We start from the raw sequence: 22550 nt of genomic DNA on the forward strand, positions 1-22550 counted from the left end.
TAACAGAGGTGTGTCATGCTTGATACCTTATTGCTGTCGCGAATTCAGTTCGCGACAAATATAAGCTTCCATATACTTTTCCCGACCATATCCATAGCGCTTGCTTGGTTTTTGGTTTTTTTTAAAGTCAGATATGTTCAAACAAACCAGCCCGTTTGGCTCCGGGCTTATCGGTTTTGGGTGAAAATATTCGCGCTAACCTTTGCACTTGGTGTGGTAAGTGGTATCACCATGTCGTTCCAATTTGGCACTAACTGGCCAGGTTTTATGGAACGAATAGGCAATATTGCTGGCCCCTTGTTGGGATATGAAGTTCTGACTGCTTTCTTTATGGAAGCGACATTTCTGGGAGTTATGTTATTTGGTATGAAGCGTGTCAGCCCTGCTGTTCACACGTTTTCCACCATTGTAGTTGCTATTGGCACTTCAATATCTGCATTTTGGATTCTCTCTTTAAACAGCTGGATGCAAACACCAGTTGGTTACGAAATTATTGATGGTGTTTTTTATCCAAAAGATTGGTTTGCCATCATTTTTAATCCGTCTTTTGGTTACCGTTTGTCCCATATGTTACTTGCATCCGGGATCACAGCGTCGTTTTTGGTGGCTGGAATAAGCGCTTATCGTCTACTGAAGGACGACCACAAACATGCGCCAAAGTTAACCTTAAAAGTTGCGCTTACGGTCGCTGTCATTTTAACTCCGTTGCAGGCATTTGTAGGGGATCTTCACGGATTAAACACATTTGAGCACCAACCACAAAAAGTTGCCGCGATGGAAGGTGTTTGGGAGACCGAAAAAGGAGCACCACTCCTATTATTTGCTATTCCCGATGAAGAGACTCGGTCAAATCACTTTGAGCTTGCAATTCCGAATCTAGCAAGTTTGATACTCACTCATGAACTAGATGGTGAAATTAAAGGCTTGAATGAGTTTAAAGGCGCGCACCCGCCTGTTAAACCCGTTTTTTATGGTTTTAGAGTTATGGTTGGGTTGGGTTTGCTTATGATCCTGATTTCAGTTGTCGCAAGATTTACCTTGTTTAAAACAGGAGATCTGCCTCGCTGGCAACTAAAAGCATTGGTTGTAATGACGTTTTCTGGTTGGGTTGCCACACTCGCTGGGTGGTATGTTACCGAGATCGGTCGACAGCCCTACATGGTTCAAGGCTTAGTAAAAATAGATGAATTGGTGACACAAGTTCCCTCAGAGCATGTGTTATACACCCTGATTGGTTACATTTGTATTTATGCACTATTACTCGCAGCCTACATCAAGACCTTATTTTATACCGCCGATAAAGCCGTTGAGGTCGAGGAATACGAGCTTAATCCACCAATGCGAGGAGAACAACATGCTTAGTACGGAGTTTTTGGCGCAGTTTTATGGTGCCTTAATGGCATTGGCGATTTTGGTGTATGCAATACTCGACGGTTACGACCTCGGAGTTGGTATTTTGCTACCGCCTGATAACAAAGAACAAGCAGACACCATGATTGCATCAATCGGCCCTTTTTGGGATGCAAATGAAACATGGTTAGTTTTAGCTGTAGGCTTGGCATTAATTGCCTTCCCGTTGGCTCACTCAGTTATTTTGCAAGCGCTGTATCTACCGGTTGCGCTTATGTTGCTAGGTTTGATCTTGAGAGGCGTTGCTTTTGACTTTAGGGCAAAAGCAAAAACAAAGTATCAGGATGCATGGGACATTAGTTTTAAGCTAGGGAGTGTTATAACGTCATTTTCGCAAGGGTTTATGCTTGGGTTATACGTGATGTCTTTTGATTCAAGCCTCGAAAGCTATGCGTTTGCAATACTTAGTGGCATTGGGGTTGTCTCGGCATATGGTTTAATTGGCTCCGCATGGCTTGTAATGAAAACCACAGATAGTTTGCAAGCAAAAGCGGTTGGGTGGTGTAGAAAATTCAATTTGGTTGCATTATTAGGGGTGGTAGCTGTTTCAATTATAAATCCCCTTATCAATGACTTTGTTGCAGATAAATGGTTTGGCGATGAGCTATCGACGTTACTATTGCCAGTGCCTTTTGCTTGTATTGCGCTATTTATCTATCAAGATAGGTTGCTGGCAAACTACAAAATGCAACAATCGATAGGTGGCAGTTGGAAGCCATTCGCGATCACAACTTTCATATTTCTGCTGTGCTTTTTTGGCCTGTTATATAGTTTTTACCCCTACGTGGTTCCAAATCAATTGACAATTTATGAATCGTTAGCGGATGCTTCTGCTTTGACATTCATGTTGTATGGTGTGGTGCTTGTGGTTCCAGCAATCATCGGCTACACAATTTTTTCTTACAGGGTGTTTTGGGGAAAAACAGAGGCGCTTTCTTATTATTAATGTCGCTATATCAGCCCAACTAAAAAGCAGCTTTTAAAGCTGCTTTTTTTCAAATAAATTTAAATCTTTGGATAGCCAATTCTATCGGAGAGGTATCCAACGCTTGTTACGAAGTAGTAGCTTCTGTTCCAATTCATCAATGCCTTGTAATTATCATAAGCTAAGTACATTCTGCCATTTATATCATCAGGCATTACAAGCGCAGCGCTAATATTTACGTTGGGTAAGTCGGTACCATCTGTGCGTCTGATGCCGAGTGATTGCCAATCGGATAAAGAGCGTTCAGAGTTCTTGAAAAATTCAAGCCATTGGCTGTGATTTCGGGTGCCACGTTGTAGCACATAGTTTTCAGAAAACCCTTCAGGTAACTTGACTTGACGGCCCCAAGTCAAATTATTATTCCATCCAACACTTTTTAGGTAATTTGCAATAGAGGCAAAGGCATCTTCTTTAGTTGTCCAAATGTCCTTGCGGCCATCTTTGTTGTAGTCAACAGCGTAAGAGTTGAACGAGGTCGGCATAAATTGGGTTTGACCCATTGCACCTGCCCATGAACCTTTAAACTTATCTAAGCCAATGTGACCATCGCGCAAAATGTCCAGTGCGGCCCAAAGTTGGCGTTTGTATAATGCTTCTCGTCTGCCGTCAAATGCGAGGGTAACAAGTGAACTTATAACTGGATAACCGCCTTGAACTCGTCCGAAACTACTTTCAAGGCCCCAAAGAGCGATAATAAAACGCCCTTGTACGCCAAAATCTCTTTCAATTTGATCTAGAAGTTCTTTGTTTTCTTTATACAGTTTTCTTGCACGTTTGATTTTCCAATCAGGAACGCGTTTTGGCAAATATGTTTCAAGCGTCTCGACAATTTCTGGTTGAGTTTTGTCTGCTTTGATTACTTTCTTTTTGAATTTTGCTGTTGCAAACGCCGATTCTACTAAAGATTGTTCATAACCTTTTGCGATGGCTTCTGATTTTAGTTTTTGTACGTATTTATCAAAATCAGCTTCTGTAGTTGCATTCACAGAAGCCGAAAAACACAGAGATGTAAGTATTACTTTGAATGTCTTAGTCACTCTTTGCTCCATTTCGTTTTTTAAATTCGTCTAGAAGGTTTTCTTCAGGTGGTGGAATTTGTAAGTAAAACCCTTGTTCAGTTAATTGTTCCTTAACAAGGCTCAAATCTGCAACACCAAGTTTTTCTCTTTTAGCAAGATCAACTAACATTACAAATAATGGGGTGCCAAAAGTGTTCATTAAAGGCTCTGGAACTTTGCTGAAATCGTCTCTTTTTTCAATAAAAAGGTAGGTGTCGGCTTTTTTACTACTTTTGTATACTGCACTTAGCATTATAACCCTATAAATTCTTGCTTATCTTAGAGCAGCACTATACCATGACATATACAATAATTGGAAAGTTTTGCTGCTCTCAAACGTACACAGTACGGGGTCAAAATAAGATTTAGTAAAGAGTACGCAGTTATATTTGAGCGCTTATGTCTACACAATCTTTTGAACTTAAGGGGAACCTTTTCACTTTGTCGGTGTTACAACTTTTAAACGCTGACTTAAGTGTTGTTAAAGCACAGTTAAGTGAAAAAATTTCTCAAGCGCCTAAGTTTTTCAAAGGTGCACCTATTGTCATTAATCTTGCAGAAGTTCAAAGTGAACCTTTGGTACTCTCAGATTTAAAGTCTATTTTAAGTGAGTTGTCACTTAATCCAGTTGGAATTTGCAACGGCAGCGAGGAACAGAACGAAACGGCTAAGTCTATTGGTATGTCAGTTCTAAACTACACCAAAGATGTTGCGCCGACTGTTGCATCTAACGCAAAAACAGAAGTCGTTGAAAAGCATGTCTATGTGCCAGCGCAAGTTGTCAATGGAACGGTTAGGTCTGGTCAACAAATATATGCAAAAGATCGAGACTTAATCATCATCGGCGCAGTGAGTCACGGCGCTGAAGTTATTGCTGATGGAAATATTCATATCTATGGAACATTGCGCGGACGCGCTATTGCTGGAGCGCAAGGCAATGATTCGGCGAGTATTTACTGTCAAAAATTAGAAGCTGAACTAGTATCTGTAAATGGCAGTTACTGGATAAGCGATTCTCTGCAAGGAGAATTTTGGGGTAATCCATGTCAGATAACCCAAACAAACGAATCTTTAGAATTAACAGCATTGGTCAAAGGATAAATCTAATGGCAAAAATTATTGTCGTAACTTCCGGTAAAGGTGGCGTAGGTAAAACTACATCGAGTGCAGCAATAGGTACGGGGCTAGCACTGAAAGGCTATAAAACAGCCATCATCGATTTTGATATTGGCCTACGAAACCTTGACTTAATAATGGGTTGTGAGCGCCGCGTTGTTTATGATTTTGTAAATGTAATCAACGGCGAAGCAAACCTAAACCAAGCGCTTATCAAAGATAAGCGAGTAGAAAAGCTTTTCATTCTTCCTGCATCTCAGACTCGCGATAAGGATGCTTTGACTCGTGAAGGGGTTGAAAAAGTCCTAGAAGAACTAAAAGAAGAATTTGACTTTATCATTTGTGACTCCCCTGCTGGTATTGAAGCTGGTGCAATGATGGCCTTATATTTCGCAGATGAAGCGATCGTCACAACGAACCCTGAAGTGTCATCTGTGAGAGATTCAGACAGGATACTTGGCATATTGCAAAGTAAGTCAAAGCGCGCAGAGCAAGGTGAACAGCCAGTAAAAGAACACCTTTTGTTGACTCGTTATAATCCTGAGCGAGTGTCTACTGGTGAAATGTTGTCAGTGGAAGATGTGCAAGAAATACTGGCGATTGACTTGCTTGGTGTGATTCCTGAGTCTAAATCAGTGTTAAATGCTTCTAACTCAGGACAACCAGTCATTTTAGACAGTGAATCTGATGCGGGCCAAGCATATAGCGATGCAATTGAAAGGCTGCTAGGTGAAATTATCGACTTTAGATTCCTTAATGTCGAAAAGAAAGGTTTACTGAAAAGAATATTCGGAGGTTAATTTGTCTCTATTAGATTATTTCCGTTCAGAAAAAAAGAACAGCGCTTCGCTAGCCAAAGAGCGTTTGCAAATAATTGTTGCACACGAACGCTCTAAGCGTGGCACCCCTGATTACCTGCCACAGTTAAAGCAGGATATTTTAGAGGTGATCAGTAAATACGTTAAAGTAGACTCAGATGCAGTGAACGTTCAGTTTGAGCAAAATGAAGACGATCTAGCTGTATTGGAATTAAACGTTACATTACCTGAAGATGAAAGTAAGTAACTAAAGCCTTGAAACTAAGGTAACTTGTTAAAGCAATCTAGCTTCTATAAGCGAGTTTTAAGACCTGAATTCGAGCTCATTGGATTCAGGTTTTTTTATATTTACTATTTTTTGACACTGTCAGTGAAAATCCTAGGTTTTCATATTAGAACAAGCAGTGAATTAACCCCTATTGTAATAAGCGACTATCTCATCTTTAGAAGCCCAGTATCGGCTTATCCTATGCTGCAAAAGTTTAACTTGTTAGCACTTTTTTAAGAACTTTGATTAACCGCATTGTGTTTGATATGAATACACTTCCTATTGTTGTTCATCGGATGTTATTTGTCGTCAGTTTTCCATAAAATACTCACCCATAGCTGAATAGAAAATAGCGTGTCTGATAAAAGACTTAAAATTAAAGGTGATTTTACTTTCTTAATTATAATCACAAGGTCGTTCGTTAATGCTTCACTAAGCTTTTGAACGTGTAATCTCCTCCTTTTTGGATAATAATTATAGATTTTAATTAATTGGCACTTAACGTTCGTTTCAAAATACGCAATGTTGTTGATTCTCCATCCTGAATGACATCATCTGCTGATATGCTCTAGAGCATAATGTGCGCCCTTTACATTAGGCCATTATGGGCTTTTTTTGTAAAAGTTGAAGTTGCACATGAGTACTATTGAAGACAGTTGTGATTGATTTAAATTAAGGTTTTTCTAAAAAAATATTTTATTTAAAAATATATATTTCTGCGTATTGGAATAAATCTAACTTAATTTTTATCTTTGTATTTTATTTTGACCATTAAATCATAGGTTTGCTCTGTCCCTTTGTATTTTTGCATCGCTTGTTTATTCACCAAATTGAAATTTTTTTGATTTTTTATGTGTTTTCACTGGTTGTTTTGATTGTCATATTTCTTTAATGTATTTTTAATCACTGTTAGGTGGTTAGTTTTGATTTTAAATAATAAGGAAATTTAAAATGGTAAAACACATTGTTACATCAATTATACTTGCTGGATTATTTTCAACTACTAGTTCTTTTGCTAAAGAGCAGGAAGAGCTTTTCCAGGGCACTAAAATCTCGGATAGCATATCTTCATTTGAAGAAAGTATGTTAAGAAACGGAGTTATAGACGAAGAGGCTTATATCCAAGAATACGTATTGAAATTCGGTAATGGTGACGACGGGAAAGCATACGAAAGAGCGTCTTTCTGTCAGGGAAGAGAAGCTGAATATATCGTAAATGTCCATACTTCAGATATTTATAGAGCTGGTACAGACTCAAGAATACACATGCAAATAAACTGGGGCGGAGGCACAAGCTCTAATTGGGCTCGTTTAGATGTTTCTGGAAGAGATGATTTTGAACAAGGCGCGGTGAATGATTTTTATGTCTTTCTCAGAAACAATGGCTCATTGGCTAATACTGCGCTGACAATAAAAAGTGATGGTTCTGGAGACAAGCATGGCTGGCACCTTGATAGAGTGACCATAGAAGATACGTGTACCGGTGAAGTAGCAACTGCTCGGTTTAATAGGTGGATCTCCAAGTCTGTAGGGTTAATCTCTACACGAAGAATGCGTTAAACAACGAAATTACTAAAAACATGAATAACAGTTTGGTTATATACCAAGCTGTTATTCTTTATTGTAAATTTTATTATAATGAAATTGTCTTGGGTTTTTGGTTGTTGTCTATTGGTATAAATTTTGTGATGTATTAAAATTATTTTTTACACAAAAATAAGATATAAAATAATGGCAATAAACCAAACTAAATTTAAATTGCGCTTCATCAATACCCTGATTTTTTTACTTTCTGTATTTTCTCTAGTATTTGGCTTTCGCGCTGTGGCGTCCAGCTTTACTGCAATACCAGATCTAGCAACTACGCCACTTGGAAACAAGGTCGCCGTGTCTTGTCATAACTGTTATAACGGGCCGGGGAACCAGATTTATAATTTGGGGCAGGCAAATTCAAAAATTAATAAAGCATTAAGTAATGGCGCCAATTTAATTGAGCTTGATCTTGCATACAATACAAATAACTCTCCAAACATATGCGTTAGCCACGAAGGTGTTGAAGCCAATTTATGCAAGAGCTCACAGCCAAGTTTGGAAGGAATTTTAAGCAATTCGATTCTAAAACGGTCTAAGGCTTCTTTATTTATTGAGATCACTAGGATCACAGCCGAAGACGAGCAAAACTTTACGACCAAATTCTTAGATACACTGCTTAAATACCCTGAATACGCTGCGTCCCATCGGCCTGTGTACTTCCGTGCATTTCAAAACAAGCTAGGTTATTTGACAAAAATTCAAAATGAACTCATCACTAACCACCGTTACGCGTCAATTCGAAACCATGTACGCTTTTCTGTTCTATACATTGATAGAAACTGGGGAGGTGCAGGCTCGATTAAAGCACTTCAACAACAAATTAAGAAACAAGTCGCTGACAATAACTTTCATATCGCAGAATTTAATTATCAAATGAAAGACCTATTGAGTGCAACTCGTTACTCAAAATCACTAGGATTGGATGTCGGTATTTTTACGATTCCCGCGCGCTTTGGTGATGCTATGACGGCCGCGCTTAGAAACGAAGTTGACCAAATTACCACTGAATATCGAGTTGATCTTACTCGAGACGTGATAGAAGAAAAAAACCAAATTGCTTATCTAAATGCCGCAGGCTGCCAATCTCAATCGGATAGTCAGGTGTCTTATTCTTACAATTATCTTGGCGGCAAGAATACAGTAAATGAATTAGTCAATATACCGGCTACGCCAAGCAGTTATGGTACGCCTGCGCTATGGTTTGACTCAGCAGGAGAAGATAGATTTTCGTGCTCGCTCGACTTCAGAAGCAATCAGGGCTTATCATCTCGTGCTTTGTCACTTGGGAACAGGAATAATGCCCAGGGTGAAGGTTTTTTAGTCACAGCGAATGTCAACTTTGATAAGTTGAATAATCTGCCTGAGGGTACAATGGCAATTGTAAATAAATCACAATCTGGAGGCTTCGCTCTAGAGTTGGTCAAACAAGGGAGCCAAGTGAAAATAAGGTTCGGTGTTCACGTTAATGGCGCTTATCGCTACAAGAGCTACGATATAAACAATACAGGGATCTCGGGTGCCAATTCAAAGCTTAACTTAACCGACGCGTACTTTCTAATAGGCGCTTATGACGGGAATGGCGGTGTTTACTTGTGGATAGATAATCGACAATCTGGACATGTTGATAGCTACAACGGTACCGTAACGATACATAATGAAGATATTCTGATTGGCGCAGATCCAGAACCTTCTGCGGCAAAAGGTGCGCGCTTTTTCTTTGATGGATTAATTCAACAAGTGTCAATTTTGGCTTGGGATGATCACAACACCGGTACTAATTAGTGTTCGAAAAAAGAGTAAAATAGCCCAGCAGCCTCTAGGTTCTAGCTTGAGCAATGCAAAATAATAGGCCCTACTAATTTGGTAAGGCCTAAGAATTGAAAAGAGCATGTGTACTTTCACGCTCCCTAACTTTTCATGTTGTTAACACTTCAAGTTAGCATCAGGAAAATACTGTTCTTTAAATTCGATAAGTTCCGCCTCAGTAATATCAATTAGATTGTATGCTACAAGCTCTTTTACCTTTGGCATTTGGTGCTGTGATAGCGTGTTAAGGCAATCTCTAGTCATATCAGAAATGTTAAATTCATCAATTGACCATTCACTTACCTGTTTACAAATTTGCCCTAAATCTTCCGGAGGAACATTGAAAAGCTCAATACTCAGCGGTCCAGTCCCCATGTGTTGCTCTAAACTAGGAAGATCTGCAAGGTAAAACAATTCGCCACTAGTACGCTCCTTAAGACCAAATAATTGGTAGCCTCGACCGCAAATATTTATGGTACTTAGGGTATTCTCAGGTCCAGAAAAATACACGTTAATTGATCCTGCCTTTTCGATGCTAGTTAGGCGCTCCATTGTAGATATGCGGTATGAACTTAACTTATCTGGGGAATTCCAAGAATAAGTGTGTTGCATATTACCTTTGTTAACAACTAAATCAGAATATGCATTTGAGTCGCTAAAGTGTTGACAACAACCTTCCTCGGCTTTGCCATCAACATAACACTCAATATCACTGATTAGGCTATTAGGTCCAGGTACAAAAACATAACCTGTATAGGGTTTGCCCTGAAACTCTAAAACTCGATAGCTCTCCCAATATTCATCCAATAAATCATCAAGTATCCCCATGGACGGCGACTGTTGATATGGAAATTGGTGTTCTTCACTCGTTTCCCCTTCGGTATACGATTGAAAGCGAGTAACAACTCCCTTTTCCGTAGATAGTGCAATGCCCGAAAAGGACACTCCACTATAATAAACGCGGTCGTCTTTAAGCAATAGAGCCTCAGACAACACAACCATAGGCGCGTAATATGACATTATGGTGCCCCTGTTGCTTTTGTTTCTCCTGTAAGTATTTTAAACCTATCAAGAATACCAGTACAGTTTAGGCAGGCTTTAAATGGCTTTCCTGCATCGTCACCCTTTAGTTTAACGGTGGCTATTCTAAAGTTTTTGGGGTCCATATGTGGGTATTTGTGCAATATAGCGTTTGCAGCCCTAACCTCAGCGTGCAATGCTGGGGCAGCTGCATTGCCTGACGGTATTGCAATTCCATGCTTTTGAGCGTGTTGTAAATAACGCCTTATTTCAGTTTCTAAAACAGGGTGCAGTGGTTCGACGTCCTGTTTGTAGAAGTTCTTTTTCAAGAGCTTCATATATGCATTATGATCTGTAATAATCAGTGTTTGAGGCTCTGAGCCCCACTTAATACCATTACTACCATCTGGTAAAACTATTCTATTTAACCCTGAAGCTTTACCAGTAAAATTGAAGAATGCTTCGGTTTTAGTGTTGACCGTTGAACCTGGTATAAAAGCTTTAGCGATCGCGGTTCTGTTCTTGACAAGCGGCGTTTGGCCATCGCCATGCTTAAGCAAGTACTCTGCGTCATCAACTAACTCTCGAACAAAGTTTTTCTCTTCTCTATGTATAAACCTTCGGACAATTCCTTCTCTACTTGTGCGCTTTAAGGCTTCTTTTACGACTTTAGTACCAAGCTTGGCTATTAAAGCTGCAGCACCAAACTCTTCCAAAGCTTCAATGAGAGGTAAGTACTCAACATATCTATTCCAGCGATGTTGGAATATCTCTCTAATAGCATCGATACCTTTTACTTCGTTCATATTTGAAGCGTCAATCGTTAACTTCATTTCGATGAACGCATTTACTGCACCAGCTGCGGCAGCCATCTGTCCGAACTCTTTCCAGTTAAAATGTATTATCTCACTATCAAGGTTGTTAAAAGATGTAGCTACGACCGTGCCATACTCTTCTACAAGTTTGGCTTTTTGTACAGGTGTGCCTGTAGAAAGGATTTCCATTACAGCAATATCATGCAGGAGTGTAGCCTCAGCGCCTGAAATTTCAGTATTGGCCAGCGTAATATCATCAAATGCAGAAGGAAGTTTAACGCCATCCTTAAGCAAATCACCAACAGTATAAGTTTCTAAAAATGCAGCTTGCAGTAGTTCGTATTCTTCTAGAGCGCCAAGGAGTACAACCGCCCTTCTATACTCAAGGCTCATTGTTCTAAAAGTAGAACCTTGAGAAATAGCTTGTCCGTTGTTAGCAGCAGAGTTAATCGCATTGGCTGTGCCTTTAGCAACAAATGCAGACAGTCCAGCGATTAGTCTAGTTATATCTGCACTCTGGGCTTGTAGTGTATTGAGTTCAGATATTGCCTCACGAAGTCGCGTCCAATGATAGAGCTCTGATGGGCTGATTGTTTTGTTTTCATAGTAGTACTTGATTTCTTCTTCAGACATACCGGCCGCATCTACGCCGACATGCTTTTGCAGCCAAGCAGCTACATCTTCACCTTCTTTAGTGAGCTTATCTACTTGAGGATCATATTGACTGGCGACAAACTTAGCCGCAACTGAACCAGAAGCGCCAGCAGCACAATCTTGCGATTTACTACCTGAAGTTGATTGAACTGAGGCTAAAAGGCAACCCGTAGCAGCATGTGCAATATACTTCATTGCTTCATTGAAACTACTTTTCTCAATATTCTGCGCAATCCCCTTACCAACTTCATTTATAGCTTGAAGTTTGAGTGAATTAACGAACGCATTGCCTAACGTATCAAGAGATTTTCCACTTATAAGCGTCTCTACCCCTGCTCTAACGGCTGAAGACACGACAACTTGAGCGGCTTGATTACCTATAGAAATCAATTCATCGGCGTTGGCTATAGCAGCGTCTGGCAAAATTTTATCAAAGAATTTAATGCCCTCTAGTTCTTGCAGAAGACCCGCAGTTACCATAGAGATAGCCAAAGATCGAAGGTTATCACTTTCGGTGATGGATTTGATAGCGCCATCTATCCCTTCACCGTTGGCAATACTCGTCGCAGCTTGAGTCGCAAGTGTTGCTGCGCCCGCTGAAAGTGCTGCGGCAGAAAAAGTGCCTTGGCCAACAGCTTGTGCAATCGCACCTTCCGCTCCAATCCAATTTGCGCCAGCAGGACCCATTGCGACCGATACCGCGATTGCAATAATCGCCATTGCTGCCGGACTTAAGTTGCTTGTTTTTTCGTGTTTGTGGACTTTCTCAAGTTTCGTATAAACCACATCAAGCAAGCTGTTGCACTGTTTAAAGTCAGGGTCAGCCTCTATTGCTGCATAGGCATAATCAGAGAAACCGTCTGGTGTGGTCACCGAAGCCTGGGGAGGACAAGCGTATTTCGGATCGTTGTATATATCAGCCATCCAAGAGAGGCTCTTGGTAGAGCTTAATCCATTTACGACATCGGCAATCGACTCGCCCTGGTATTGACCTAATTCTAAGGTAAGTCCAGCAGTGGCATTAACACGAACTCCGCCGATAATGTCATTGTATATGGCTGTATCAACTGTATCTTGCTTAGTTTCTGTCTTTATTTTCCAGAAACCTTTTTTCACTTTGTTGTAGAAGTAATGATCTTGCTGTTTCGCCAGAAGTAAATGCACTTTTCCGTTGTAAGCATCTATTTCAGCGCCTTGAGTTGACGTGATTTTGGTAGCTTTTAATGTGATGTCACCATATTCAGAACTGATTACGATGCCCTTGCCTGCGTCTAACACAGAGCGGATTGCAATTGTCTCAAATTCTTGTTCAGTCTCAGTGGTTTTACCCCACTTCCTGTCCATGGTGCCAGAGTATTCATCAAATTCATTGAGAATGTATATACCGTTGTCAGACAGAATTTCGATTACGCCTTTGTCTGCATGCAACTCAGAAGCAATTATTTCGATAATACCGGACGCATAGAGACTAATATTATCTTTTGCAGTCAACATAGACTGAATATAGTTAGTGCCGTTTTTTGTCTTGTGGCCACCTCTAATTTTAAAGCTCGCTGCGTTTTGTAGTTTGACTGCACCGATCATGATATTACCGTCAGCTGAAAGTGTAATACTCCCACCATTGGCATTCGCAGTTGCACCAGCAAACTCCATGTCGCCGTACGTTTTAATTGAAATACTGCCACCAGCATTTATAGAGGCGATAGAGCCTAAATAGTCAGAGTAACCATGCACTGTTTTAAATCTATGTACAAAGGTCTTTTGCACATAATTGCCCGCGACTATGTCGACGTTCCGTTCAGAGTTTATCTGCCCATAGTTGTATAAGGTTCCTGTCGCTACGCCTTGAACTTTACCTGAAGCGTCAGGTAAAAAGCTCACACCCGCATAAATACGAGACGCGGAATTGTCGATGCTGATACTTGATTTAGAACCGATGACCAAGTCGTTGATAGTGGTAAATACAGTATCGCGCTGCAATTTAATATCGGCATTGGTGATCTGAGCTGATTTGAAAGTTGCATTAGATTTTCTAAACTCTACAGTATGTTGACCGTCAGTATCACGGTCTTCTACGGTAGCCTTTTGTAGGTGAACAACTGGCACTAATACGTATTCACCTCCTATTGAGCGACGTTCTGGCCAGATAAAGTCCGCCTTCATCGTATCGGCGATACCCTCGGGTAACGTATCGCCAAACCGGTATTTAAAAGTACTCTTACTGGCAACAGTTTTTGCGTTCGCATATAACTGGCTGATTTGAGCCTGCTCGCTGGTAAACGTAGTTTTGTAATAAGTACGACCAATCAAGCGCTTGATTTGCGAACCGATAAGTTTGCGCTGAACAAAGCTATCGCCAACGAGTTTGTTTAGTGGATAGATTGTCCTTTCTTGAGGAACAAAAAAAGTGATATTGCCAGCTATCGGGATCCAATCAATAGCGATTTCACTAGGTACACGATGCAAGTAGCTTGACTGCAATACAGAGTGAAATTCTTCTATTGTCTGGTTTGCGTAATTCCCTGGTGGTTTTGGAATATACTTCGAGCGCTCATACAAATATGTTTGTATCGCAGAGCGAGCAAACAATTGCTCAGCAGATAATTCCTGCTGAAAGAGTCCATTTGATGCACTTGTCATCGCCGCAGCAACACTAGGAATAGTAAGCTGCAACATCATAAATAAAGTTAAAACGTAGCTAGTGGCTCTGTGCCATAAAGAACGCTTCATTGTATCCATAGGCGCATTCATTTTAAATTGCCTCCTTGTTCATTACTACCTGACGAAGCAGCTGACTGGATTGGTAGTGTGTGAATAGAGCAGCCTTCACACGGTGGTGGCTCAATTGGACCTCCGCCGCCTCCGCCACCGTTGCCGCCGCCGACGTAATCAACAGTTTTGGTCTTGTTCGCGCTGTAACTCCCGCAGTACTTATTGCCATTGTATTGCGTACAAGCACGTACTCTATATCGGATTGTGCCGTCACTGCGTTTTGAGAAAGTTCGGTTTAGGCCTGTGGAGGTTGCACTGCCAAGTGACGAATCAATTTCATAAGTAGTATTTGGAACCAATACTGGCGACCAGCTGAAAGTAACTGCACCCGTGTTTTGGTTGTAGCCAATGTCTCTAATAACTGGTGTTTTTGGCTTAGCGTTTTTAAACGTAGAGTAAAGCACTGTTTTAGAGTGGAGTTGATTTGGGTTATAGCTAACAACGTCTGTCACAAATTGAGTGCGCGCTAAGTCGTGAAAGAAACGGTTATAGTAACGGAATGTAATTTCAATATTACCGCTGCTATTTTGAGCTATATCGTATCGGCTATTTGGAAATGAATTGCCCCAATACCCATTAACTGTTCTTAAATCAGGTTCACTTGGGTTGTGATAAAACCTCTGTTGTACCGAACCCGCACCATTGAAATTACCTTGGTATATGGCGATCATTTCTTTAATTTGTGCGTCGGTCTGTTCTGTTCCCGGTACGATACCATCTTTCGCAGCCTCTGCTGCTATATTTGTAACCCCCGCTGAGTGGTCAGATGGAAAACAGCGCTTATCATAGAAATCTTCTCCATCTAATACCAAGCGGCATTTATAGATAGTGATGACCAAAATGTCGCCGTGATCATATTTGTCTACACGAGTGTTGTAGAAGAACATTTTGCCGAATTTAGTGGTTAATAAGTTTCCAGCGTTAACAAAAGCGTCCTGCTCTTTCTTTGTGTATGCTGCAATATAATCGTCGATACTTTTTTGTAAGAAATCTTCCACTTTAACTTGGGTTTCAACTAATATTTCTGAGCTCAAGCCGTCAACATCATCTAAGAAAGAGGTGAATGTAGTTTGTGTGTAGTTGTCTTGGTAATTCTCATTGCCGCAACCTGTGACAATACATTTTACAGAGGTACCAGCATTGGTTTCTGAAGAAGCCACAATCGCTATTGAAGCAAAATTGGTGTTATAGAAATTTGAGCGGCCATGAATCTGCATGAAGCTCATTAAGTTATTGAACACAGTTGATGACGTGCTAGTTAAAGGCGAATAATCAAATCTGCCAAAGCTATATAAAATAGCCATAGGAGATAACGCGTCTATGTGAGTTTCTAACTCGGTCCCATGTGTAATGTGTTTTTCTTCAGTACTATTTTGTTCTTTGCGAGCAAAAATATAACCTTTGGTGTCTACTCTATATCGCTCGTTCTGCATTACAGGGGTATTTATTGTAAAGGTTCCTGAGTTGTCCAAACCTAATATAGAGCTGCTGTTTAGCAAATACTTACTCGCATAAATATTAATAGAGTTTTGCGCTGTGATGCTCACACGTCGTGATTTGGCATAGTTCAGTTCTACTTTATCATCCCATATCTCGACTGAGCGACGAACTCTATAGTATGGGTTGATGTTCTCGACTTGAGCCGCATTAATTGACAATTCAGAAGCAGAGATATGGGCTGAAAGTTCACTGACAGCAGATGATGGCGTGCTGTATCCGTTGCTGTTGTAAATACCGTAATCTGCGGCGTCTGATAGGTCACTTTGAATAGTTAGGTCGGATTTTTTAGCAATACTCGGTGCGACTTCTTGACGTGAACCATTGATGAAATAGCTGGTATCAAGAGTGACAACATTACCTAATATACGACCACCTAAGTGATTGAAAATAGCATCTTCAGCATATACCTTTAAATTGGTTGCATTGAGTGCTCGGCGGTTATCAAGTATTTTTGAGCCTACCTCTAGGTTCCCTGCGACTTCAATATAACCAGTATTTTTTAACGTGCCTTTAATTGATATTTCTGAATTATGACTGGCAATCATTCCTGCGTTCTCAAAGTGCTCACCACTGAGAATATTTGCACCAGTATCAGATAATAATGTGCCCGCATTAATGACTTTGCCATGGTTACTCTTTTTACTAGTGGTAACAATATCTATGTTGCCTGTAGGTACGAAGAAATCATCACCGACATGTCCCGATGCCATTAAATCAGATTGTGTTGATAATTTTGTGCCTTTTGCAATTGTGACAGGTCGAGCACTGACAATTGCAATACCTGCACCGTGAATATTGCCACTGAAAGAGTTTACTGAGCTGACAGTTTCATCGGCATCTACAACTTCATGGTTATTGTAATTGACTGTGAGTGGTCCTGTAAAAAAGCTAAAACCTCCATTAACGCCAATTAACCCTGAATCGCTGACAACGTGATTGGTACCCTGTTTTTGTGCTCTAAAAACAGAGTGAATATTGCCTGCTGTGCTAATTGTTTTTGCGTGTGTTTCAATGGATACGGCATCAGGAGCACTTAAGTTATTTAACGAAACTTGTCCGCCTGATGTATTTGTCAAATTGCCTACACTACTCATACTTGAAGATAGACCGGTGGAGTTAGTGGACGCAGCAAGTGTGATCCGTGGGTATCCGTTAAACGAGCAGCTAGTACATGAAATGGCCCCATTTGCTGAGCTAACGATGAATATGATATTTGCAGAAATATCGCCAGACACAAAAGAAAGCGCACTGTTCAAGCTAATTGTGTCTGCGTGTATCACAACTGTTTTTAGCTGATTTTTTGGCGTTATTCCCGGTAATGAGTTGTGATCAAGCATTAACAAAGGACGCGTGATGTTGAAATTTTTAAGGCGATTGTATGATATGCCGTGACTGTTTGGTTCTGTCACGATAAATTTATCGACATCCCCACTTAAATAGTTGGGAGAAGTTTTTGCATTTGTCAGTGTTATCGTAGAAGCGGATGAATTCCACGACTGACTGAGAATCAAAAACAATAAAACGGACTTTAGTAGTTTCATTTGACCTCGTACTATATTAGTTATTATTTATTTGTTTCTACTGAGAAGTTAAAACAGTGTCTCGATAAAAAGGAGTTGTTAATGGATCAATATTCATAAATAAACTCAAAGTTGGCATGTGCTTTTTATTACATGAATACAAATTCAAGTCTTATTAAAAATGGATATAACATTAGGTATTACAGCTAATTTCAAAAATTCATACGATTCAAGTCATAAAAGTTAAATTGTTTTTGACTTGATTATATGCACTGTAGAAAGCTTTATTCCCAGTTGTTTATAGCCAGATTGGTCAATTAACTTTGAAATGGTATTACATCAAAGTATCCCAAAACAACGCCAAATGTTAATTTGGTTGGTTTTGGTGTGAAATAATTAAACATTTAATAAAGTGTGCGTTAATCTATAGAAAATTAATTATTTTATATACTATGCTTGTAACTTTAATTAATAGGTAATTTTATTAGGTGTACTTTGCTAAAATCGACTATTCTCGGGTAGAGGTGAAGCTGTTAATACTGGAGGGGCTAAAATTCATTCTTGTCTGTTCACTGTTGGAAGCTTTTAGCATTTATTCTTGTGAATAACTTTAAGGTGTTGATTGTAGTTGATTTTTTCGGGGTTTTCTCTTGGCTGAGATGTTAGTAACTTGACTTTGTTTGATATAGTAAGAAACTTCGCAGAGTTGGATGTTGACTTGTGTGAGCATTTTTTAATCCGATATATTAATGGTGATAATATTAGGCAATATTGCATTATCATGAATTTGTTGAGATTGCGCACAACGCCTATAGGGTGTGGTTGAAAAAAACACACTAAGCCAATGTAATATGGGTTTATGAGGTTTGCAGCAAGATACTTTTAATACTGGCTATATCCAAAAGGTGAAAAGCATAAATGTTTGATTTTTATTTTAATTTAGTAACAAATATGTTTGAAGCATCTTTGCTTTTTGGCTTTTTTTGTTCAATGTTTTAGAGAAAAACAGGTGGTTAAACAGGGAGATAAAATTGAAAAAATTGATTTGGTCCGAGGAAGAAATGACGTAGAGGTTGATTGAAATACGTATTTTTCACTGAACACAGCGAGGTTGCGTGCTCAGTGTGCTAGATAAACAAACTAGCGACTAACCAATAAAAAGGTTATACGGTTTAATCACAATCGTGCTCAGGCCATTCTACGATATGCTCTTCGAAATCTTCTTCTAAATCTACTTCTGTCTCTTTTACCACTTTATTTTGAATACTGACGCCTAGGTCATGCATTAGCTTTTTGGAGCCGTTATTCCTGAGTGGGTGCCATGATGCAAGGCCCCTCCCCTCGTAAAGCCTTCTATAGCTGCATGATTGGGGCATGAAGAAAATATCTTTAAGATTGTCTTTAGTTAATTGAACGCAGGTGGGCACCAATGTCTGTCGCTCGCTATAGCGTGTGCAGCCACCAGTTTTAATATCGCTGTATTGGCAAATGACATTTGTATATAACAGCTCTTCTCCCTCTCTGAGTACGTCTGTGCTTTCAAAATGCTCTTCTTCTTCATCGCTGTTAATAAATGAATGAAGACAACACTTTCCACACCCGTCGCAAATTGACTCCCACTCCTGAGGGGACATATCAGCTAAAGACTTAGCTTCCCAAAACTGTATACTGCTCATATTTAACGCCCAAAAAATTGAACGAAGGATTCTACTGTATAGTAAGTTATAGCGCAAAGAGTAAAATGCGCTACGGCTAATCTATTGAGATAACACGGTCGTTGCTCTTGAGTCCATCGGTAATGAGATTTCAATACACAGGCCACCGAGTAGGCTGTTATGAGATTCAATCTTTCCATTATGGGATTCGACTATCTTTTTGCACACCGCTAATCCCATTCCTTTACCACCCATAAGTGTACTTCTAGATACCTCTTCTCTAAATAAAGGTTGAAACAATTGTTGATGCGCTTCATATGACAACGGCATACCTGAGTCTTCGATTCGAATTATTAAGTTATCATTGTGTACATGCGTATTGAGAGATATTTCTACCCCTTCACCACCAAATCGCAATGCATTTTTAACGACTTCACATACCGCATTTTGTATCGTTTGCTTGTCCAAAGTGATGGATACTGTATCACTTAATTTATTGGTAATTGAAAACTTAGAAGTTTTTGGGTCTCCTTCACTGAGACAGGTTTGAAAAACTTCGTTGACATAAACTCTGGCGTTGGTTGGCACTTTATTTAACAAAGAAGCAATATCTTTGTCGTCTGTCACGAGCATTAACTGATCAATGAAAGTGTTTAGCTCATCGATTTTAGTCATTAGCTTATTATAAGAATCTTGGACGTTCTCGACGATATTGTATTGCAGGGACTCAACTTGAATCTTCATTACAGTTAATGGTGTCCTAAGCTCGTGAGAAAGATCAGTGAACAGCTTTTCTTCTTTTTCTTTAAGTTGAACTTCTTTGTCGTTCACTTCTTGATGCTTTGTATTAACGGTTTGGTTTAAAGCATGAACCTGATGCTGTAACTGACTGAGAAGTCTAGATTGTAAAGACTTATGCTGAAGCGCAAGGGCAATGGTAAATAATAAAACTTCGATTAAGTAACCAATTTTGATAAAGGATGTAATGTCGAAAACATCGATTAAGTTTCCGTAGCTAGCACCAACTATTGTGAAAATATTCAGAAACAATAAGTGATTAATCAAACTAAAGGTGAAGGTTCGCATACCTGGGCCTTTTTGTTTCGAACTCCAGGTGCAGGTGTATACAAATACAGGTATTACAACAGTACTAAGAATGAGATTAAAATACACACTATTAATAATCAGCGCTGTTGGCACTAACATCGCGTATAAGCATATAAAAACACAATAGACTTTATTAAGCGTTGGGTGGTAGTGCTTGAGTTGTAAAAAGCCTCTTACAAATAAAAGGTGAAAGAGTGGCACAGTGGCCATTAAGAAAATCGAAAACTGACCTGAAAACGCATTGTGTTCGGGCCAAAAGTATTGGAAGCTGAAGCCCGCTGTATCCACAACAATTAGAAAGAATAAGAATGTCCAAGCTGCGTAATATACGTTTGTGCTATTTCTATTGAAAAACAAATTGACTAATACGATGAGCAAAATTGCGGCGATTACACCGGTCAGACTGGCATTGGTGATTAGGCTTTTATGGGATTCTTTAAGAAAGTTCTCAGGCGTATGGACTCTTATGTTGGCTGGCGCATTGGCAAAAGTCTGATATTCAATAAGGTAAATGTTTTCGCCAAAATCCAGCTCTAGCGGAATATACATCTGAGGGTCTTGGATCGGCCTTTTACTGAAAGGGTCTGATTCATCTAGGTTTAATAAATCCTGCCAACCGTATGGTGTTTTTTTATAAACGGATAGTTTTGCCAGACGAGGAAAGCCAAACGACATCATCCAATTTTTTTGGTCACTCGAATTGTTTAGTTTTATATATGCCCACTTAGAATATATTCCCATCTTGGGCTTTTTGTTTATCTCGTTGAGTGGTCGAAAGCTGTTAGTGTGATGTTCAAAATCAAAAGCGCTGCGAAATTTATCGTCATAATCGAAAAAAAACATAGCCTCATGATTTAACGGTAAGACTTGAGTGCGTTTAGTAACACTGCTCGATTTCATATCTGAAAGAGGGCTAGCTTGTATGGTTGTACAAAAAAAACACAGCATTATCAGCAAAAAACAGCGCATTACTTATTCTCTTTACCTTTTTCAACAATGCTAACCCTCAATCATGTAGCAAATATGGAGGCTGAGAATGATTGTTGTTTAGCAAAACTTCTAATGTAAATGATTGTAACACAACAAAATCTGATAAAAATACGTCAAAACAGCTATATAGCAAATTGAGCTGTTCCATTTATAGCAAATTGTTTGATGACGGACATTAATTGGTAATCGTTTCTAGGTACAATTATCGTGACTGAAATATTTCTGTCATATTTCTTTGTTTAAATGCGTCCTGAAACAAAAACGTCATCAAAATGCCATAAAAAATGGCATTGACAAAATGAGATAAATCAATGAGTGAATATAGCCAAAAGTCATTACCATCAAAGTTACTAACCTGGGGTGCGATAGCATTTCTTGTTTATTTAGTGCTAGTTGCAGTAGGTACAGTCAGTGGTGGTTTTAAACTTGCTTCCGGCGGTTCTGAAGGTGCGAAAGAAATTTTCGCTTTTGCTACTAACCCATTTGTTGCGCTTTTATTAGGTGCACTTGCTACGGCCCTTGTCCAATCTTCTTCTACTGTTACGTCTGTAATAGTCGGTCTAGTTGCTGGTGGTTTGCCACTGCAAATCGCGATTCCGATGATTATGGGTGCGAACATTGGTACTACGATCACAAATACACTTGTATCAATTGGTCATATTCGCTCAAAAGAAGAGTTTCAACGTGCATTTGCGGCCTCAACAGTACATGACTTCTTTAACTTATTTGCGGTTGCCATTTTCTTACCATTGGAAATCATGTTTGGCTTGTTAGAAAAGTTTTCTGCAAGTTTGGCACACCTTTTTGTTGGCGACGCGGACTTATCAATCAAGAGCTATAACTTTATTAAGCCTTTAGTGAAACCAGCAGTTGGTATTGTTAAAGATGGTGTAAGTTTCCTTGACGGCAAGGCCGCAGGTATTGCAATGGTTGTTATTGGTATTGCGTTAATCTTATTTGCTGTAACAACACTAGGAAAGCTTCTTAAGCAAGCGTTGGTAGGTAAAGCAAAAGACTTGTTACATGGTGCAATTGGCCGTGGTCCGGTTGCAGGGATCAGCTCAGGTGCAGTAGTTACCGTTATGGTTCAGTCTTCATCAACAACGACAAGCTTAATGATCCCTCTAGCAGGTAGCGGTGTTTTCACTACACGCCAAATTTACCCTTTCACCCTAGGTGCTAACATCGGCACAACGATTACTGCATTACTCGCAGCGACATCTATCACTGGCCCTGCAGGTGAAGTTGCTCTAACAGTTGCGCTTGTGCACGTCATGTTTAATGTGTTTGCAGTAGGCCTTATCTACGGTCTTCCACTACTTCGTGAAATTCCAATTAAGTGTGCTGAAAAGCTTGCTGAAGTTGGTGCTAGGAATAAAACTGCAGCATTTGGCTATGTACTTGGTTCCTTCTTCGTGGTACCAGGCCTAATTATGCTGGCTGTTCGTTAATTATCACGAGCT

At 39.7% G+C, this 22550-nt stretch carries 15 protein-coding genes; 8 read left to right on the forward strand and 7 right to left on the reverse strand.

Annotated elements, in window-relative coordinates; all coding sequences use genetic code 11:
- Positions 1-15: 15 nt before the first annotated feature.
- Entirely contained in the window at positions 16-1362 is a 1347-nt protein-coding gene (locus QNM18_RS16660; RefSeq protein ID WP_211008834.1) for a cytochrome ubiquinol oxidase subunit I, read from the forward strand.
- Positions 1355-2356 carry a cytochrome d ubiquinol oxidase subunit II gene (locus QNM18_RS16665; protein ID WP_284137855.1) on the forward strand — a complete coding sequence of 334 codons (1002 nt, stop codon included), beginning with the start codon at positions 1355-1357 and terminating at the stop codon, positions 2354-2356. Before QNM18_RS16660 ends, QNM18_RS16665 begins: the two co-directional genes overlap by 8 nt.
- Positions 2357-2415: 59 nt before the next feature.
- On the opposite strand, the gene QNM18_RS16670 is transcribed toward QNM18_RS16665, so the two are convergent.
- Both QNM18_RS16670 and QNM18_RS16675 read right to left on the reverse strand, forming a co-directional pair.
- Positions 2416-3444: a lytic murein transglycosylase gene (locus tag QNM18_RS16670; protein WP_211008836.1), complete on the reverse strand. Its 1029-nt coding sequence runs from the start codon at positions 3442-3444 to the stop codon at positions 2416-2418.
- Entirely contained in the window at positions 3425-3706 is a 282-nt protein-coding gene (locus QNM18_RS16675) for a YcgL domain-containing protein (RefSeq protein ID WP_211008837.1), read from the reverse strand. Before QNM18_RS16675 ends, QNM18_RS16670 begins: the two co-directional genes overlap by 20 nt.
- Before the next feature lie 146 nt (positions 3707-3852).
- Between QNM18_RS16675 and minC the strand changes: the two genes are divergently transcribed.
- The 5 genes from minC (at position 3853) to QNM18_RS16700 (ending at position 9030) form a co-directional block, all read left to right on the forward strand.
- Positions 3853-4554, forward strand: a complete 702-nt coding sequence (gene minC, locus QNM18_RS16680; protein ID WP_211008838.1) for a septum site-determining protein MinC — start codon at positions 3853-3855, stop codon at positions 4552-4554.
- Between the two features lie 5 nt (positions 4555-4559).
- Entirely contained in the window at positions 4560-5369 is an 810-nt protein-coding gene (gene minD, locus QNM18_RS16685; protein ID WP_023399187.1) for a septum site-determining protein MinD, read from the forward strand.
- 1 nt (position 5370) lies between these two features.
- A complete protein-coding gene (gene minE, locus QNM18_RS16690) occupies positions 5371-5634 on the forward strand; it encodes a cell division topological specificity factor MinE (RefSeq protein WP_023399188.1) in 264 nt (87 codons plus the stop codon).
- 1104 nt (positions 5635-6738) lie between these two features.
- On the forward strand, positions 6739-7215 hold the full coding sequence (locus tag QNM18_RS16695; RefSeq protein ID WP_284137856.1) for a PLAT/LH2 domain-containing protein: 477 nt from the start codon (positions 6739-6741) through the stop codon (positions 7213-7215).
- Between the two features lie 171 nt (positions 7216-7386).
- Positions 7387-9030, forward strand: a complete 1644-nt coding sequence (locus QNM18_RS16700) for a LamG domain-containing protein (RefSeq protein WP_284137857.1) — start codon at positions 7387-7389, stop codon at positions 9028-9030.
- Between the two features lie 141 nt (positions 9031-9171).
- Here the strand turns inward: QNM18_RS16700 and QNM18_RS16705 are convergent, their stop codons facing one another.
- The 5 genes from QNM18_RS16705 to QNM18_RS16725 all read right to left on the reverse strand — a co-directional run bounded on the left by QNM18_RS16705 (position 9172) and on the right by QNM18_RS16725 (position 20997).
- A complete protein-coding gene (locus tag QNM18_RS16705; protein WP_284137858.1) occupies positions 9172-10074 on the reverse strand; it encodes a hypothetical protein in 903 nt (300 codons plus the stop codon).
- Positions 10074-14294, reverse strand: a complete 4221-nt coding sequence (locus QNM18_RS16710) for a DUF637 domain-containing protein (RefSeq protein WP_284137859.1) — start codon at positions 14292-14294, stop codon at positions 10074-10076. Before QNM18_RS16710 ends, QNM18_RS16705 begins: the two co-directional genes overlap by 1 nt.
- The gene (locus QNM18_RS16715; RefSeq protein ID WP_284137860.1) at positions 14291-17356 is read right to left on the reverse strand and encodes a hypothetical protein; all 3066 of its coding nucleotides are present in this window, start codon (positions 17354-17356) and stop codon (positions 14291-14293) included. Before QNM18_RS16715 ends, QNM18_RS16710 begins: the two co-directional genes overlap by 4 nt.
- A gap of 1151 nt (positions 17357-18507) precedes the next feature.
- Positions 18508-19011, reverse strand: a complete 504-nt coding sequence (locus tag QNM18_RS16720; RefSeq protein WP_211008844.1) for a YcgN family cysteine cluster protein — start codon at positions 19009-19011, stop codon at positions 18508-18510.
- Positions 19012-19092: 81 nt separating this feature from the next.
- Positions 19093-20997, reverse strand: coding sequence for a sensor histidine kinase (locus QNM18_RS16725; protein WP_284137861.1), 1905 nt, complete (start codon positions 20995-20997; stop codon positions 19093-19095).
- Between the two features lie 401 nt (positions 20998-21398).
- On the opposite strand from QNM18_RS16725, the gene QNM18_RS16730 reads away from it, so the two are divergent.
- Positions 21399-22538, forward strand: coding sequence for a Na/Pi symporter (locus QNM18_RS16730; RefSeq protein WP_211008846.1), 1140 nt, complete (start codon positions 21399-21401; stop codon positions 22536-22538).
- The last annotated feature ends 12 nt before the right edge of the window (positions 22539-22550 follow it).

The sequence above is a fragment of the Pseudoalteromonas obscura genome (assembly GCF_030135505.1).
Classification (GTDB): Bacteria; Pseudomonadota; Gammaproteobacteria; order Enterobacterales; family Alteromonadaceae; genus Pseudoalteromonas; species Pseudoalteromonas obscura.

Coding starts and splice junctions, on each gene's coding strand:
- QNM18_RS16720 (WP_211008844.1), bottom strand. CDS start 19,011: ATGAGCAGTATACAGTTTTGGGAAGCTAAGTCTTTAGCTGATATGTCC.
- QNM18_RS16695 (WP_284137856.1), top strand. CDS start 6,739: ATGTTAAGAAACGGAGTTATAGACGAAGAGGCTTATATCCAAGAATAC.
- QNM18_RS16705 (WP_284137858.1), bottom strand. CDS start 10,074: ATGTCATATTACGCGCCTATGGTTGTGTTGTCTGAGGCTCTATTGCTT.
- QNM18_RS16725 (WP_284137861.1), bottom strand. CDS start 20,997: ATGAAATCGAGCAGTGTTACTAAACGCACTCAAGTCTTACCGTTAAAT.
- minC (WP_211008838.1), top strand. CDS start 3,853: ATGTCTACACAATCTTTTGAACTTAAGGGGAACCTTTTCACTTTGTCG.
- QNM18_RS16670 (WP_211008836.1), bottom strand. CDS start 3,444: ATGGAGCAAAGAGTGACTAAGACATTCAAAGTAATACTTACATCTCTG.
- QNM18_RS16665 (WP_284137855.1), top strand. CDS start 1,355: ATGCTTAGTACGGAGTTTTTGGCGCAGTTTTATGGTGCCTTAATGGCA.
- minD (WP_023399187.1), top strand. CDS start 4,560: ATGGCAAAAATTATTGTCGTAACTTCCGGTAAAGGTGGCGTAGGTAAA.
- QNM18_RS16675 (WP_211008837.1), bottom strand. CDS start 3,706: ATGCTAAGTGCAGTATACAAAAGTAGTAAAAAAGCCGACACCTACCTT.
- QNM18_RS16715 (WP_284137860.1), bottom strand. CDS start 17,356: ATGAAACTACTAAAGTCCGTTTTATTGTTTTTGATTCTCAGTCAGTCG.
- QNM18_RS16700 (WP_284137857.1), top strand. CDS start 7,387: ATGGCAATAAACCAAACTAAATTTAAATTGCGCTTCATCAATACCCTG.
- QNM18_RS16730 (WP_211008846.1), top strand. CDS start 21,399: ATGAGTGAATATAGCCAAAAGTCATTACCATCAAAGTTACTAACCTGG.
- QNM18_RS16710 (WP_284137859.1), bottom strand. CDS start 14,294: ATGAATGCGCCTATGGATACAATGAAGCGTTCTTTATGGCACAGAGCC.
- QNM18_RS16660 (WP_211008834.1), top strand. CDS start 16: ATGCTTGATACCTTATTGCTGTCGCGAATTCAGTTCGCGACAAATATA.